The sequence below is a fragment of the Rhodococcus opacus genome (assembly GCF_012396235.1).
Taxonomy (GTDB): Bacteria; Actinomycetota; Actinomycetes; order Mycobacteriales; family Mycobacteriaceae; genus Rhodococcus_F; species Rhodococcus_F opacus.
The window spans coordinates 127,997-143,075 of sequence record NZ_JAAXPA010000019.1 but is presented as its reverse complement, the minus strand read 5'-3'; the positions used below and the strand labels follow the sequence as shown (position 1 = coordinate 143,075).

Annotated in this window: 13 protein-coding genes, 2 tRNA genes and 1 pseudogene; 10 read left to right on the top strand and 6 right to left on the bottom strand. The window is 65.6% G+C overall.

Annotation, left to right across the window (positions count from 1 at the left end):
• The 3 genes and pseudogenes from HGB39_RS24295 to HGB39_RS24285 form a co-directional block, all read left to right on the top strand.
• A pseudogene (locus tag HGB39_RS24295) lies at window positions 1–170 on the top strand (ketol-acid reductoisomerase); the annotation flags it as partial.
• A 224-nt stretch (window positions 171–394) separates the two neighbouring features.
• The gene (gene serA / locus HGB39_RS24290; protein WP_005264744.1) at window positions 395–1,990 is read left to right on the top strand and encodes a phosphoglycerate dehydrogenase; all 1,596 of its coding nucleotides are present in this window, start codon (window positions 395–397) and stop codon (window positions 1,988–1,990) included.
• A 71-nt stretch (window positions 1,991–2,061) separates the two neighbouring features.
• On the top strand, window positions 2,062–3,072 hold the full coding sequence (locus HGB39_RS24285) for a 3-isopropylmalate dehydrogenase (protein WP_005573989.1): 1,011 nt from the start codon (window positions 2,062–2,064) through the stop codon (window positions 3,070–3,072).
• Here HGB39_RS24285 and HGB39_RS24280 read toward each other — a convergent pair.
• Window positions 3,069–4,313 carry an MFS transporter gene (locus HGB39_RS24280; RefSeq protein WP_064080776.1) on the bottom strand — a complete coding sequence of 415 codons (1,245 nt, stop codon included), beginning with the start codon at window positions 4,311–4,313 and terminating at the stop codon, window positions 3,069–3,071. The genes HGB39_RS24285 and HGB39_RS24280 overlap by 4 nt on opposite strands.
• Before the next feature lie 115 nt (window positions 4,314–4,428).
• Here HGB39_RS24280 and HGB39_RS24275 point away from each other — a divergent pair, with 115 nt between their 5' ends.
• The 4 genes from HGB39_RS24275 to HGB39_RS24260 all read left to right on the top strand — a co-directional run bounded on the left by HGB39_RS24275 (window position 4,429) and on the right by HGB39_RS24260 (window position 7,114).
• Entirely contained in the window at window positions 4,429–5,202 is a 774-nt protein-coding gene (locus HGB39_RS24275; protein WP_005574166.1) for a fumarylacetoacetate hydrolase family protein, read from the top strand.
• Between the two features lie 73 nt (window positions 5,203–5,275).
• Entirely contained in the window at window positions 5,276–6,751 is a 1,476-nt protein-coding gene (gene gltX, locus HGB39_RS24270; protein ID WP_005574164.1) for a glutamate--tRNA ligase, read from the top strand.
• A gap of 142 nt (window positions 6,752–6,893) precedes the next feature.
• Window positions 6,894–6,965, top strand: a tRNA-Gln gene (locus tag HGB39_RS24265).
• A 76-nt stretch (window positions 6,966–7,041) separates the two neighbouring features.
• A tRNA-Glu gene (locus tag HGB39_RS24260) sits at window positions 7,042–7,114 on the top strand.
• A gap of 61 nt (window positions 7,115–7,175) precedes the next feature.
• On the opposite strand, the gene HGB39_RS24255 is transcribed toward HGB39_RS24260, so the two are convergent.
• From HGB39_RS24255 to HGB39_RS24245, 3 genes are all read right to left on the bottom strand, one after another.
• Window positions 7,176–7,343: a DUF5302 domain-containing protein gene (locus tag HGB39_RS24255; RefSeq protein ID WP_005240394.1), complete on the bottom strand. Its 168-nt coding sequence runs from the start codon at window positions 7,341–7,343 to the stop codon at window positions 7,176–7,178.
• 81 nt (window positions 7,344–7,424) lie between these two features.
• On the bottom strand, window positions 7,425–7,943 hold the full coding sequence (locus tag HGB39_RS24250; protein WP_005574162.1) for a pyridoxamine 5'-phosphate oxidase family protein: 519 nt from the start codon (window positions 7,941–7,943) through the stop codon (window positions 7,425–7,427).
• A gap of 38 nt (window positions 7,944–7,981) precedes the next feature.
• The gene (locus tag HGB39_RS24245) at window positions 7,982–8,683 is read right to left on the bottom strand and encodes an IclR family transcriptional regulator (RefSeq protein ID WP_005240398.1); all 702 of its coding nucleotides are present in this window, start codon (window positions 8,681–8,683) and stop codon (window positions 7,982–7,984) included.
• A 138-nt stretch (window positions 8,684–8,821) separates the two neighbouring features.
• Here HGB39_RS24245 and leuC point away from each other — a divergent pair, with 138 nt between their 5' ends.
• The 3 genes from leuC to HGB39_RS24230 all read left to right on the top strand — a co-directional run bounded on the left by leuC (window position 8,822) and on the right by HGB39_RS24230 (window position 11,733).
• On the top strand, window positions 8,822–10,243 hold the full coding sequence (gene leuC, locus HGB39_RS24240) for a 3-isopropylmalate dehydratase large subunit (RefSeq protein WP_025432333.1): 1,422 nt from the start codon (window positions 8,822–8,824) through the stop codon (window positions 10,241–10,243).
• Window positions 10,244–10,270: 27 nt separating this feature from the next.
• On the top strand, window positions 10,271–10,879 hold the full coding sequence (leuD, locus tag HGB39_RS24235) for a 3-isopropylmalate dehydratase small subunit (RefSeq protein WP_005240402.1): 609 nt from the start codon (window positions 10,271–10,273) through the stop codon (window positions 10,877–10,879).
• Between the two features lie 158 nt (window positions 10,880–11,037).
• Window positions 11,038–11,733: an HU family DNA-binding protein gene (locus HGB39_RS24230; RefSeq protein WP_065490485.1), complete on the top strand. Its 696-nt coding sequence runs from the start codon at window positions 11,038–11,040 to the stop codon at window positions 11,731–11,733.
• A 103-nt stretch (window positions 11,734–11,836) separates the two neighbouring features.
• On the opposite strand, the gene HGB39_RS24225 is transcribed toward HGB39_RS24230, so the two are convergent.
• Window positions 11,837–12,772, bottom strand: a complete 936-nt coding sequence (locus tag HGB39_RS24225) for an NUDIX hydrolase (RefSeq protein WP_005240406.1) — start codon at window positions 12,770–12,772, stop codon at window positions 11,837–11,839.
• Window positions 12,773–12,806: 34 nt separating this feature from the next.
• Entirely contained in the window at window positions 12,807–15,011 is a 2,205-nt protein-coding gene (locus HGB39_RS24220; protein ID WP_005259445.1) for an RNA degradosome polyphosphate kinase, read from the bottom strand.
• Window positions 15,012–15,079 lie beyond the last annotated feature (68 nt).

The window sequence follows — 15,079 nt, the reverse complement described above, 5'->3', positions numbered from 1 at the left end:
ACATCCAGTCGGGTGAGTTCACCCGCCGCCTCGTCGCCAACGTCGAGAACGGCAACACCGAGCTCGAGGGCCTGCGCAAGGCCAACGCCGAGCACCCCATCGAGGTCACCGGCAAGAAGCTGCGCGACCTGATGAGCTGGGTCGACCGCCCGATCACCGAAACCGCCTAGGTTTCACTGCTTTACAGTTCCACCGAACCACCGGCCCGATGTCGCATCGGTCTCGTCAGAGGCCCCCGATGTGACATTGGGCCGGTGTTGTTTCGTGTCCGATTCCGTTGTTGCAGGCGTCCACTATGTGGTATCGCAGACCAGGATGCGGTTTCCCTGTGAGGGCGGACTAAGCTGTGTGTGGTTAAAACACCCCCACACCCACCTACTCAGGGAGTTTGCACGTGAGCCAGCCAGGCCGTCCTGTAGTTCTGATCGCCGACAAGCTCGCGCCGTCCACCGTCGAGGCATTGGGCGACGGTGTGGAGGTGCGATGGGTCGACGGACCTGATCGACCGGCCCTGCTCGCGGCGGTGCCCGAGGCCGACGCGATCCTCGTCCGTTCCGCCACCACCGTGGACGCCGAGGTCCTGGCGGCCGGTACCAAGCTCAAGATCGTCGCCCGCGCCGGCGTCGGTCTCGACAACGTCGACGTACCCGCCGCCACCGAGCGTGGTGTCATGGTCGTCAACGCCCCGACGTCCAACATCCACACGGCCGCCGAGCACGCCGTCGCGCTGATGCTCGCCACCGCCCGCCAGATCCCCGCTGCCGACGCCACCCTGCGCGACCGCGAATGGAAGCGCAGCAAATTCAACGGTGTCGAGATCTTCGGCAAGACCGTCGGCGTCGTCGGCCTCGGCCGCATCGGCCAGCTGTTCGCGCAGCGTCTCGCCGCGTTCGAGACGCACGTCATCGCGTACGACCCCTACGTGTCGGCCGCCCGTGCCGCGCAGCTCGGCATCGAGCTCGTCACCCTCGACGAACTGCTCGAGCGCGCCGACCTCATCTCCGTGCACCTCCCCAAGACTCCCGAGACCAAGGGACTGCTCGGCACGGAGAACCTGGCGAAGACCAAGAAGGGCGTCGTCATCGTCAACGCTGCCCGTGGCGGCCTGATCGACGAGGCCGCGCTGGCCGAGGCCATCAAGTCGGGTCACGTGCGCGCCGCGGGCCTCGACGTGTTCGAGACCGAGCCCTGCACCGACAGCCCGTTGTTCGACCTGCCCGAGGTCGTCGTGACGCCGCACCTCGGTGCGTCCACGAGCGAGGCTCAGGACCGCGCCGGAACCGACGTCGCGAAGTCTGTACTGCTCGCTCTCGCAGGCGATTTCGTTCCCGACGCCGTCAACGTGTCCGGTGGCGCGGTGGGCGAGGAAGTTGCCCCGTGGCTCGAGATCGTCCGCAAGCAGGGTGTGCTCATCGGCGCCCTGTCGGGTGAACTGCCCGTCAACCTCTCCGTCGACGTGCGCGGCGAGCTCGCCTCCGAGGACGTCGAGGTGCTCGCGCTCTCGGCTCTGCGCGGTGTGTTCTCCGCCGTCATCGAGGACGCGGTCACGTTCGTCAACGCTCCCGCACTCGCGGAAGAGCGCGGCGTCACGGCCGAGGTCACCAAGGCCGCCGAGAGCCCCAACCACCGCAGCGTGGTGGACCTGCGCGCCGTGTTCGGCGACGGCGGTGTCATCAACGTCTCGGGCACGCTGACCGGCCCCCAGCAGGTCGAGAAGATCGTCAACATCAACGGCCGCAACTTCGAACTGCGCGCCGAGGGTCTCAACCTCGTGGTCAACTACACCGATCAGCCCGGCGCGCTCGGCAAGATCGGCACGCAGCTCGGCAATGCCGGCATCGACATCCAGGCTGCGCAGCTCAGCCAGGACGCCGAAGGCGAGGGTGCGACCATCCTCCTCCGCGTCGACCGGGAGGTGCCGAGCGAGGTGCGGGACGCGATCTCCACCGCCGTCGGCGCCACCAAGATCGAGCTCGTCAACCTGGCCTAATCCCCACTGTGCGCGTGTCACGACCCCCGTTGTCGTGGCACGCGCACAGCTCTATGTGAAGTGAGGCGTTCATGAAGCTTGCGGTCATTCCGGGTGACGGCATCGGTGTCGAGGTCACGGCCGAGGCGTTGAAGGTGCTGCGGAAGCTCGTACCCGATCTCGAGACCACCGAGTACGACCTCGGTGCCCGTCGATACAACGCCACCGGGGAACTCCTCCCGGACGCCGATCTCGCGGCGATCCGCGAGCACGACGCGATCCTGCTGGGCGCCATCGGCGACCCGTCGGTGACGCCAGGTGTGCTCGAGCGGGGTCTGCTGCTGAACATGCGATTCGCGTTGGATCATCACGTGAATCTGCGTCCGTCGCAGCTCTATCCGGGATCGAAGTCGCCGCTCGCGGCGCAGCCGGACATCGATTTCGTGGTCGTGCGCGAGGGCACCGAGGGGCCGTACACCGGTAACGGTGGCGCGATCCGCGTCGGCACCCCGCACGAGATCGCGACCGAGGTGTCGATCAACACGTGGTTCGGTGCCGAGCGGGTGGTGCGTTACGCGTTCGCGCTCGCGCAGACCCGGCGTAAGCACGTCACCCTGATCCACAAGACGAACGTCCTCTCCAACGCCGGTGCGATCTGGACGCGTGCCGTGGAGACGGTGTCCGCCGAATACCCGGACGTGGAGACGGCGTACTGCCACATCGACGCGGCCACCATCTATATGGTCACCGATCCGTCGCGCTTCGACGTGATCGTCACGGACAACCTGTTCGGCGACATCATCACCGACCTCGCGGGTGCGGTCACGGGAGGCATCGGACTGGCGGCGTCGGGAAACATCGACGCGTCGGGGACCAACCCGTCGATGTTCGAGCCGGTGCACGGCAGCGCCCCGGACATCGCCGGCCAGGGGATCGCGGACCCCACGGCGGCCATCCTGTCCGCGGCGCTGCTGCTGCGTCACGTCGGCAGGGACGGCGATGCTGCGCGCATCGAAGCTGCCGTCGAGGCCGATCTGGCGTCCCGTGGTGACTCGAAGGTCGTCACGTCGGAGGTCGGCGACCGGATCGCCGCCGCCCTCTAGGACCGCGATTCGATCTTGTCTCCCTCGATCCCCGTGGCCCGGTCTTCGGACCGGGCCACGGGGATCAGTGGTATCGAGGCGGCCGGAAATCCCGCAGTTATGGCGAAAGTCACCGGGAAGCCGACGATTCCGATCAGTGCGCCGAACACCGGGGGAACGATCGAGGCCGCGACGAACTGACCGGTGTTCTGAACGCCGAGCGCGCGTCCGCCCCAGAACGGACCCGCGATCTCGGCGACGGCGGTGAAGGCGAGGCCGTTCGGTGCCACGGTCGCGACGGACGCTGCCAACAGCGCCGCGATCGCCAGTGGCGAGTCCATCGCATCCGTCACGGCGAGCGCCGCCATCGACACTCCGCCTGCGACGGCGACCCAGCGAAGCGGACGCATGCGACTGCCCACCACGTCGGACCAGAAACCGACTCCCATTCGGCCGAATGCGCCGAGGATCTGGGCGACTGTCACGATCAGGCCTGCCGCCGTTGCTTCCCAATGCCTTTCGGAGATCAACCACACGAGCGCGTACGTCCATACCGTGTACTGGGGCACGACGAGCAGCACCGAGACGGCGTGGATGCGCCACAGAGTGCCGCTGTCGCGATACGGATTCGCGAGCATGCCGAGATCCTCCGCGGCGCTTCGGCTCGGCCTGGGCGGATCGACCACCCAGAGTGCACAGGCCAGCGCGGCAGTCGCGCACAGGGCGGCGGGCAGCGCGAGCGCCCATCCGATGCCGTGGTCGTGTGCGACCGAGGGGAGCGTCAGCGCAGCGCAGGCAATGCCCAGCGGCAGCGACATCTGCCGGATACCCATCGCGAGTCCGCGGCGCTCGGGCGGGAACCATCCGACGACGACGCGCCCACTCGCGGCGTTCGCCGAGGCCGCCGCCATGCCGCCGAGCAGCAGGAAGGCCGCGGTGGCCGTGAGCGATCCGGACAGGGTCGCGCCGATTCCCGCGGCCGCCGTGGCCGCCATTCCGGCGGCCAGCACTCGGCGTTCGCCGTAGCGGTCGGCCAGGGCGCCCCACGCGATCAGCGTCAGCATGACTCCGAGGGTGGGTGCGGCGACGAGGAGCCCGGTGCGGGCGAGGCTGAGCCCGTGGTTCTCCTGGAGTTCGGGGATCAGGAAGGCGACGCCGTTGACGAAGACCGCCTGTGCGGCCTGGGCGAACATCCCGAGGGTGAGCATCCACCATCTGCGGGCAGTTCCGACGGCGGACGGCGTGTCGATCGATGCGGTCATGTCATCTCAATATCTAGGATTGAATTCTCATATATTGGGGATCGTGTGGAGTCTATACCCCGCGTCCCGCGGCGTCCCGGTACGGCGGTGAACCGGGGCCGATAGACTCGGCGCCATGCGTCTTGGTCGAGTGGCAAGTCCCGATGGTGTTGCGTTCGTCAGTATCGAGGGGGACGAGGAGTCCCGGATCGCGAAGGAGATCGCCGAGCACCCGTTCGGCACCCCCACTTTCACCGGCCGGAGCTGGCCGCTCGCCGATGTGCGACTGCTGGCACCGATCCTCGCGAGCAAGGTCGTCGCGATCGGAAAGAACTACGCCGCCCACGCCGCCGAGATGGGGGGAGAGGCGCCGGCCGATCCTGTGATCTTCCTCAAGCCCAACACCTCGATCGTGGGCCCCGACGCCGCCATCGTCCTGCCGAAGTCCTCCAATGAAGTTCATTACGAAGGAGAACTCGCGGTCGTCATCGGACGCCCCTGCAAGGACGTGCCCGCCGCCAAGGCTCTCGACGTGGTGCTCGGGTATACGGCCGCCAACGACGTGTCGGCCCGTGACCACCAACGCCAGGACGGGCAGTGGACGCGGGCGAAGGGGCACGACACGTTCTGCCCACTGGGACCGTGGATCGAGACCCGGCTCGACGCCTCCGACGTCGACATCACCACCGAGGTGGACGGGGTGGTGAAGCAGTCGAGCAACACTTCGCTTCTGCTGCACGACATTCCGAAGATCATCGAATGGGTGTCGGCTGTCATGACGCTGCTCCCGGGCGACGTCATCCTCACGGGCACTCCGGAAGGCGTCGGTCCGATCGTCGACGGTCAGAGCGTGAGCGTGACCATCGGTGGTATCGGCACCCTCACCAACCCGGTGACTGCCAAGCGCTGACGGCTCTCGTGTCGAAATCGGGAGCGGACTAGCCTGTAGGAGTCCGTTTTCCCAGCGTCGACCCAAGTGAGCCATGACCACAAGCGAAGTTCGCGTCCGTTTCTGCCCGTCGCCCACCGGAACCCCGCACGTGGGGCTTGTCCGAACCGCCCTGTTCAACTGGGCGTTCGCCCGACACAACGGTGGTTCGTTCGTGTTCCGCATCGAGGACACCGATGCTGCCCGTGACAGCGAGGAGTCGTACCAGGCGATCCTGGACGCGCTGCGCTGGCTCGGATTGAACTGGGACGAGGGCCCGGAGGTCGGGGGACCGTACGAGCCCTACCGCCAGTCCCAGCGACGGGACCTGCATCTGGATGTCGTCGCGAAGTTGCTCGCGGCGGGCGAGGCGTACGAGTCGTTCTCGACACCCGAGGAGGTCGAGGAGCGGCACAAGGCGGCCGGCCGCGATCCCAAGCTCGGCTACGACAACTTCGATCGTGATCTGACACCGGAGCAGCGGCAGGCGTTCCTCGACGAAGGCCGCAAACCCGTGGTCCGCCTCCGGATGCCGGACCACGACCTGACGTGGGACGACCTCGTGCGCGGCGAGACGACGTTCAAGGCCGGAACCGTTCCCGACTTCGCCCTCACCCGCGGCAACGGGATTCCGCTGTACACGTTGGTCAACCCCGTCGACGACGCGTTGATGAAGATCACACACGTCCTACGCGGCGAGGACCTGCTGTCGTCGACGCCGCGGCAGCTCGCCCTCTACGAGGCGATGCAGCGGATCGGCGTGGCCGAGTTCACTCCGAAGTTCGGGCATCTGCCGTTCGTCATGGGGCAGGGCAACAAGAAACTGTCCAAGCGCGACCCCGAGTCGAATCTCTTCATCCATCGCGATCGCGGTTTCGTCCCCGAGGGACTGTTGAATTACCTGGCGCTGCTGGGCTGGGGTATTTCCGACGACCACGACGTGTTCTCGCTGGACGAGATGGTCGCCGCCTTCGATATCTCCAAGGTCAATTCCAATCCGGCCCGGTTCGACCAGAAAAAGGCCGACGCGATCAACGCCGAGCACATCCGGCTGCTCGAGCCCGCTGATTTCGCCGCGCGGCTGCGCGCGTTCCTGACGCTCCACGGCCATCTCGGGGAGACCGTGGACGAGTCCGTCTTCGCGACCGCTGCCGAATTGGTTCAGACGCGCATCGTCGTCCTGTCCGACGCCTGGGATCTGCTGAAGTTCCTGTTCGTCGACGAGGCCGACTTCGCGATCGATCCTGCCGCCGCTGCCAAGAACCTGGGCGCCGACGCCGCACCCGTACTGGACGCCGCCCTCGCGTCGCTGGACGCAGTCGAGGCGTGGGATGCGGCCTCACTGGAAGAGTCCCTCAAGACCGCTCTCGTGGACGAACTGGGCCTCAAGCCACGTAAGGCGTTCGCTCCGGTGCGGGTGGCCGTCACGGGCTCGCACATCAGCCCGCCGCTCTATGAATCGATGGAACTGCTCGGACGCGACGTTTCGTTGTCCCGGCTGCGCTCTGCGCGGGCCGGCATCGCCGGCTAGAACGCCGCTCTCGGGCCGAAAAGGGTGCAAAAATAGCCTCTGACCATACGATTTGGTAAATCCCGGCAGTAGGCTGGTAATCTCTTCTTCGGCCCGAGGCGGGCCGCAGAGCCCAGAAGCTCAGCGGTTCGAGAACGGCCATTGGGGTATGGTGTAATTGGCAACACAGCGGTTTCTGGTACCGCCATTCTAGGTTCGAGTCCTGGTACCCCAGCGGAAGTTCGGCCGATTTTGACTCCGAACTTCTGGAAGCTATGCTTGCTGAGCTTCCAAAGCAAGACAAAGTTCCTGGCCCCGTCGTCTAGCGGCCTAGGACGCCGCCCTCTCAAGGCGGTAGCGCGGGTTCGAATCCCGTCGGGGCTACAAAAAGAAACACCCTCCAAGAAATTGGAGGGTGTTTCTCTTTATCCGGACGATGTGTCGTTTATCCGGTCTTGCGGCGGAATTCGCGTTTGTGGTCGGCAGGCCCGTGGGCCTCGTGCGCCTTGGAATGTCCGTCCTTGTGATCGGTGGACAGCCCGGCCTGATGATTCTTCCGCTCGAGTGCTTCGCGGAATTTCTTTTTCGTGTCCTCGTTACTGGCGTCAGTCATGGTGAACTCCCTCGGGTAGTCGGTTCACTCTGTGAAGCTACGCCGAGGGCACCGAGAATGCTCCCGTTTTTCTGCCCGGGATCAGGCGCGGCGGTCGGCCGTCTCCAGGTACGCGGCCGTGGTCCCGCCCACCGGCATCGCGGGCATGCCGAGCTTGGCGTGATCCCAGCTCCTGATGCGCTCGGGAACGATCCGCACGACAACCCGCTTGTACAGCAGCTGATCGATGGCGGGACGCAGATCGTCGGTGTAGGGCCCGGTGTAGCGTTCCCACACGCTGACCCCGACCGCGAACATCGCGTCCGGGTCCTCCACGATCTCCGCCCGGCCCTCGATGGAAAGTCCGCGCAGGGTGTCGTACGTCTGGCCGTCCTCGATCAGGACGGTGACCCGATCGTCACGGCGCAGGTTGACCGCCTTCTGCGATTTCGACTTCGTCTCGAACCAGATCTCGCCGTCGATCACGGCGTACCACATGGCGACCAGATGAGGTCTGCCGTCCGCTGCCACCGTTGCGAGCGTGGCGATCCGGCTCCGATCCACGAATTCGGCGATCTCCGAATCCGTCATCGTGATCTGCGATCGTTGGTTCTTCCCCATCGGCTTCTCCTGTCGCGGTGAACGGCGGTCGTGAGTGGTCAGAGTCTCTTGTGCAACGCCTCCGCGGCGGCGAGCAGGTCGGCCGCCCACCGGGCGCCGGGGCGCCTGCCCATTCTGTCGATGGGTCCGGACACCGAAATCGCTGCGATGACAGCGCCGCCGGCATCCCGTACGGGTGCGGCGACACTGGCGACACCGGGTTCCCGCTCGGCGGCGCTCTGCGCCCAGCCGCGTCTGCGAACCTCGAGCAGCACGCGTTCGCCGAACGCCGCGTCGGGAAGAATCGCGCGCTGAGTCTGTGGGTCGGCCCAGGCGAGAAGGACCTTGGCACCCGAGCCGGCGCTCATCGGCAGTCGTGCCCCGACGAGAACGGTGTCGCGGAGGCCCGTGGGCGGCTCCATCGCCGCCACACAGATGCGCTGCGTGCCCTCCCGGCGGTACAGCTGCACGCTCTCACCGGTGATCTCGCGCAATCGCGGAAGGACGAGCGCCGCCGCCGAGACGAGCGGATCGTTAGCCGTTGCAGCGAGTTCGGCGAGGCCGGGACCGGGGCACCACAGCCCGTCGGAGTCGCGGGTCAGGAGGCGGTGGACCTCGAGCCCGACGGCCAGCCGGTGGGCGGTGGCGCGGGGGAGTCCGGTGCGCGAGCACAGTTCGGTGAGGCTGCAGGGCTTCTCGGCCACGGCATGCAGCACGCCCACCGCTTTGTCAAGGACCCCGATGCCGCTATGCTGTCTCATAGGTCGATACCACTTTCTCGCATACTGGGATCATAGCGCACCTTCGCCTCACGTCGAGTGCGTGTCCGGGAAGAGGGTAACGACATCAGGCGCACGGCGGACCGGCCCGAAGCCCGCGGTGCGAGAAGACACACAGAGGTGGAGAAGATGGCGGAGAAAGCACGCACCCTGGCAGAGAAGGTGTGGGAAGACCACGTCGTGGTCCGGGGTGAGGGAGACAACCCCGACCTCATCTACATCGACCTGCATCTCGTTCACGAAGTGACGAGTCCGCAGGCATTCGACGGACTCCGGCTGGCGGGGCGCCCACTGCGCCGGCCCGACCTGACGATCGCCACCGAGGACCACAACGTCCCCACCGTCGACATCGACAAGCCGATCGCAGACCCCGTCTCCAAGACCCAGGTGGACACGCTGCGGCGCAACTGTGAGGAATTCGGTGTCCGGCTGCACCCGATGGGAAACATCGATCAGGGCATCGTCCACGTAGTCGGACCCCAGCTCGGTCTCACCCAGCCCGGCATGACCGTGGTGTGCGGTGACAGCCACACGTCCACCCACGGCGCGTTCGGCGCGCTCGCGATGGGTATCGGCACCAGTGAGGTCGAACACGTCATGGCGACGCAGACGCTGTCGTTGCGTCCTTTCCGGACGATGGCGATCACCGTCGACGGCGAATTGCCCGAAGGCGTGACGAGTAAAGATCTCATTTTGGCTGTCATCGCGAAGATCGGAACGGGTGGAGGCCAGGGCTACGTCCTGGAGTACCGCGGCGAAGCGATCCGGAAGATGTCGATGGAAGCGCGGATGACCGTCTGCAACATGTCCATCGAGGCGGGTGCGCGAGCAGGCATGATCGCCCCCGACGAGATCACCTACGAATTCATCAAGGGACGACCCCACGCGCCGAAGGGTGCCGACTGGGACGCCGCGGTGGAGGCCTGGGAGCAGTTGAAGACCGACGAGGGCGCGGTTTTCGACAACGAGGTCCACATCGACGCGAGCTCGCTGACGCCGTTCGTGACCTGGGGCACCAACCCGGGGCAGGGCCTGCCGCTCGGCGAGGCCGTGCCGAATCCGGCCGAGATCGTGGACGAGAGCGAGCGTCACGCCGCGGAGAAGGCGTTGACCTACATGGGTCTCGAAGCCGGAACTCCGTTGCGTGAGGTGGCGATCGACACAGTTTTCGTGGGTTCGTGCACCAACGGCCGGATCGAGGATCTGAGGGCCGTGGCCGACGTGTTGCGCGGCCGCCACGTCGCCGACGGGGTCCGGATGCTGATCGTGCCGGGCTCGATGCGCGTGCGCGCGCAGGCCGAAAAGGAGGGTCTCGGCGAGATCTTCACCGCCGCGGGCGCCGAATGGCGGCAGGCGGGGTGCTCGATGTGCCTCGGGATGAACCCGGATCAGCTCGCGCCCGGCGAGCGTTCGGCCTCCACGTCCAACCGCAATTTCGAAGGCCGTCAAGGCAAGGGCGGCCGGACTCACCTGGTTTCGCCGCTGGTCGCCGCCGCGACCGCAGTCCGGGGAACACTGTCCGCGCCGACAGATCTGGCCTAGGACCCAAGGAATTTAGGAGATTTTTCGATGGAATCCTTTAGCACACACAAAGGTATCGGCGTTCCGCTGCGGCGATCCAACGTGGACACGGACCAGATCATTCCGGCGGTCTACCTGAAACGAGTGACCCGCACCGGTTTCGAGGACGGTCTGTTCGCCGCGTGGCGGAACGATCCGAACTTCGTTCTGAACGTCGCCCCGTACGACAAGGGCAGCGTTCTGGTGGCCGGGCCCGATTTCGGCACGGGCTCCTCCCGGGAGCACGCCGTGTGGGCGCTATCCGACTTCGGATTTCGGGTCGTGATCGCGTCTCGCTTCGCGGACATCTTCCGGGGCAACGCCGGCAAGGCCGGTCTGCTGGCCGCTCAGGTAGCCCAGTCGGACGTCGAACTGCTCTGGAAGTTGCTCGACGAGCAACCCGGTCTCGAATTGATTGTCGACCTCGAGAACAAGACTGTGACGGCCGGAACCACCGTGGTGCCCTTTGCGATTGATGACTACACGCGATGGCGTCTGATCGAGGGTCTGGACGACATCGGATTGACATTGCGGCAGGTAGAAGCCATTTCCGAGTTCGAAAAGTCAAGGCCTTCTTGGAAACCTGCGACTCTTCCGGAGCCCACTCCGGCCGACTGAAAGTTGGAATCGGAGCCCTGTCTCCCAGATAATAAGTTCCTGAGAATGGTGCCGCGTTGTATGAGAATTGGCGTGGCACATAGACTCCTGCGGTATTCAGGTTTACCGTAGTTCGTAGTCGGTCCGATGATGGACCATTAGTTCGCGGAGGAATTTCAATGAATAAGGCAGAGCTCATCGATGTTCTGACCGAGAAACTGGGCACGGACAGGCGCACGGCAACGGAAGCTGTCGAGCATGTCGTGGACACGATCGTCCGGGCAGTGCACCGCGGCGACAGCGTGACCATCACCGGTTTCGGTGTCTTCGAGCAGCGTCGTCGCGCGGCACGTGTCGCACGTAACCCGCGCACGGGTGAGACCGTCAAGGTCAAGCCGACGTCGGTGCCGGCGTTCCGTCCGGGCGCTCAGTTCAAGGCGGTTATCGCTGGCGGCCAGAAGCTTCCGGCCACCGGTCCGGCAGTCAAGCGCGGTGCAGCGGCACCCGCCACCAAGGCCGCCGCCAAGAAGGCTGCTGCCAAGAAGACGGCTGCCAAGAAGACCGCAGCCAAGAAGGCAGCTCCGGCCAAGACCGTGGCCGCCAAGAAGACTGCGGCCAAGAAGGCTCCGGCCAAGACCACGGCTGCCAAGAAGACCGTGGCGAAGAAGGTGGCTCCGGCCAAGACCACGGCTGCCAAGAAGACTGCGGCCAAGAAGGCTCCGGCCAAGACCACGGCTGCCAAGAAGACCGTGGCGAAGAAGGTGGCTCCGGCCAAGACCACGGCTGCCAAGAAGACCGCAGCAAAGAAGGCTCCGGCCAAGACTGCAGCCAAGAAGACCGCAGCAAAGAAGGCTCCCGCGAAGCGCGCCAAGTAATACAGCGCACACAGGACTGCCCGAACACAGACAGGCGCCGACCCTGGGGGTTGGCGCCTGTCTGTGTTCGCCTGGTGTCCCGGTGAACTCCGGTCGGCGGGTCTCAGTCCTTCCGGGTGGGAGGCAGCGGACTGTCGATATGGTCGGCGGCGATGAGTTTGCCACCGGACAGCGAGAGCACCCAGGTGCTCGCCTTTCGGTTCCGCGCCGGGGGAAGCGCGATGCCGTCGATCTCCGCCCACCAGTCGAGCAGATCGGGAATGACGCCACCCTGACTGCAGATCACCTGAACTCCGCCGAGAGCGGCGATCTTGCGGACCCGTGTGCGAGTGGCCACCGGGTCGGCGGTGTAACTCTCCTCGGACAGCAGCGGATCCAACCGGACGGTCGTGTCCAACGCGCGTGCCAGCGGCTCGACCGTCTGTGTGCACCGCGTCCGGTCGGCCGACGTGATGTCCGTGGCTCCGAACGCCTCGAGCTGCGCGACGAGCGCTTCGGCCTGGAGTTGGCCGTTCGCATCCAGGGGCCGGGTGGTGTCGTCACCCTTGTACCGTTTCCGGCTTCCAGCCTTGGCGTGCCGGACCAGCAGCACGGTCGCGGTGTCGGGTGGCTGAGCCGTGAATCGACGGAGCATCTTGCGATCCATGGGGTACGACAGCTGATCGGCGACCTCGGATACGGGAAGCCACCGCATTTCGTCCACTTCGCTGTTGGAGACGAATTCGCCGGCACGGGCTTCTGCCGCCCAGTATTCGACACGTTTCAATCGGCGGTGGCCCGGAATCGGATACGTCAACGCGCCGAGATGCCGGCCGAGACGCCCGCGAATTCCCGTCTCTTCTTCCACCTCACGCAGTGCGGCCACCACGGCAGTCTCGCCGGGGTCGAGCTTTCCCTTGGGAAATGACCAGTCCTCGTATTTGGGCCGGTGAATGAGCGCGATCTCGATCTCGTCGGGGTTACCGGGAGATTTTCGCCACAGCACGGCGCCCGCGGCGAAGATATTGGCTTTGACCGGTTTGCCGGGTGAACTGCTCACCGAGTTCCTTCCTTCTTCCGCGGATTCGCCGCGATCAGGATCCGGTGCCCATTCGTTTGCGCATCATGGCCTCCTGGTGGTCGCGAACCTCCTCGCCGTGGGCAGGCGACGGAACCCACCGGCCGTCGGCCCCGAGCACCCAGCACCGCGTGACGGGATCGAGCGCGGAATCGATGATCTCGCCTATCTGAGCAGTGAGTCGAGGATCTTTCACCTGCGCCATGACCTCGACGCGCCGGTCGAGGTTGCGGTGCATCATGTCTGCGCTGCCGATCCAGAATTCGTCGGCGCCGCGGAAATGGAAGACGCGGGAATGCTCGAGGAAACGTCCGAGAATCGACCGGACGTGGATGTTCTCACTCAGGCCGGGAACTCCGGGCTTGAGGGCGCAGATGCCACGCACGACGATATCGACGGGCACACCGGCCTTGGATGCGCGATAGAGCGAGTCGATCACCTGTTCGTCGACCAAGGCGTTGGCCTTCAGCAGGATTCCGGCGTCCTCGCCCCGCAGCTTGTGCGCGATCTCACCGTCGATCCGCTCGATGATTCCCCGGCGCACACCGTACGGCGCGACGAGGAGGTTGCGGTACTGCGTCTTCCGCGAGTAGCCGGTGAGGGAATTGAACAGGTCGGTGAGGTCTGCGCCGATCTCGGGTGCCGCGGTGAGCAGGCCGATGTCCTCGTAGAGCCGGGCGGTCTTCGGGTTGTAGTTGCCGGTGCCGATGTGGCAGTAACGCCGGATGGTGGACCCTTCGCGACGGACGACGAGGCACGTCTTGCAGTGGGTCTTGAGCCCGACCAGTCCGTACACCACGTGCACACCCGCGTGCTCGAGCTTGCGGGCCCACTTGATGTTCGCCTGCTCGTCGAATCGCGCCTTGATCTCGACCAGTGCCACAACCTGTTTGCCCGCCTCGGCGGCGGTGATCAACGCGTCGACGATGGGGGAGTCGCCCGAAGTGCGGTAGAGAGTCTGCTTGATCGCCAGAACCTGGGGGTCGGCCGCGGCCTGTTCGATGAAGCGCTGGACGCTCGTGGAGAACGAGTCGTACGGGTGGTGGACCAGGACGTCGCCGTCGCGGAGAGTGGAGAAGACGCTCTTGGGCGTTTCGCGCTCGCCGAACGCGGGATGCGTTGCCGGGACGAACGGTGCGTCCTTGAGGGCGGGTCGGTCGACCGCGTACACCTGCCAGAGGCACGACAGATCCAGCAGTCCGGGTACCTGGATGACGTCGCCGGGATCGACGTCGAGTTCGCGCAGGAGGAGTTCGAGCATGTGCTCGGTCATGTCGTCCGCGACCTCGAGTCGCACCGGTGAACCGAAGCGGCGGCGGGCCAACTCACGCTCGAGCGCCTGCAACAGATCTTCGTCGCGGTCTTCCTCGACCTCGAAATCGGCGTTGCGCGTGATCCGGAATGCATGGTGCTCCACGATCTCCATGCCCGGGAACAGCATGTCGAGGTGAGCGGAGATCAGATCTTCCAGCGGCAGGAACGCGTCGATGGAGGAGGGAGTCTCGTCGCGGCGGACGCGGACGAACCGGCCCACGTTGTCCGGAACCTTGACCCTCGCAAAGTGTTCGCCACCGGTGACCGCATCCTTCACCGTCACCGCGAGGTTGAGACTCAGGCCGCTGATGTACGGGAACGGGTGGGCGTGGTCAACGGCGAGCGGAGTGAGTACGGGGAAGATCTGGTCCTGGAAATGCACGGACAGGCGCTCGCGGTCGTCGTCGGTGAGATCGTCCCATCCGATGATGGAGATCCCTTCGGCGGCAAGCGCGGGACGAACGGAGTCGAGGAAGACCCGTGCGGCCTTCTCCGAGATCTCCTGGGTCCGGGTCGCGATCAGCGAGAGCTGTTCGCGGGGGGAGAGGCCGTCGGCGGACCGCACGGAAAGCCCGGTCTCGTCGCGGCGCTTGAGTCCGGCGACGCGGACCATGAAGAACTCGTCCAGATTGGACGCGAAGATGGCGAGAAACTTGGCGCGTTCGAGCAGCGGCAGCGACGTGTCCTCGGCGAGGGCGAGAACCCGGGCATTGAAATCGAGCCAACTGAGTTCGCGGTTCAGGTAACGATCTTCGGGGAGTCCGTCGGTCAGTGCGCTCGTGAGGGCACTCGTGGCAGCGGGGGGCGCCATGGGAACGTTCGTGGGATTCGCCGTGACGATGCCGTCGCGGGTTCCGTTCTTTCCGTCGACGTCGGTCTGCTGGTCGAGTGCTTCTCGGTTACTCACCCCACGATCATCCCTCGAGAATTCGGCCGCGGACAATCGATGGGGCAAATTCACACGCGGTGCGTTGC

Coding starts and splice junctions, on each gene's coding strand:
- HGB39_RS24285 (WP_005573989.1), top strand. CDS start 2,062: ATGAAGCTTGCGGTCATTCCGGGTGACGGCATCGGTGTCGAGGTCACG.
- HGB39_RS24280 (WP_064080776.1), bottom strand. CDS start 4,313: ATGACCGCATCGATCGACACGCCGTCCGCCGTCGGAACTGCCCGCAGA.
- HGB39_RS24275 (WP_005574166.1), top strand. CDS start 4,429: ATGCGTCTTGGTCGAGTGGCAAGTCCCGATGGTGTTGCGTTCGTCAGT.
- gltX (WP_005574164.1), top strand. CDS start 5,276: ATGACCACAAGCGAAGTTCGCGTCCGTTTCTGCCCGTCGCCCACCGGA.
- HGB39_RS24255 (WP_005240394.1), bottom strand. CDS start 7,343: ATGACTGACGCCAGTAACGAGGACACGAAAAAGAAATTCCGCGAAGCA.
- HGB39_RS24250 (WP_005574162.1), bottom strand. CDS start 7,943: ATGGGGAAGAACCAACGATCGCAGATCACGATGACGGATTCGGAGATC.
- HGB39_RS24245 (WP_005240398.1), bottom strand. CDS start 8,683: ATGAGACAGCATAGCGGCATCGGGGTCCTTGACAAAGCGGTGGGCGTG.
- leuD (WP_005240402.1), top strand. CDS start 10,271: ATGGAATCCTTTAGCACACACAAAGGTATCGGCGTTCCGCTGCGGCGA.
- HGB39_RS24230 (WP_065490485.1), top strand. CDS start 11,038: ATGAATAAGGCAGAGCTCATCGATGTTCTGACCGAGAAACTGGGCACG.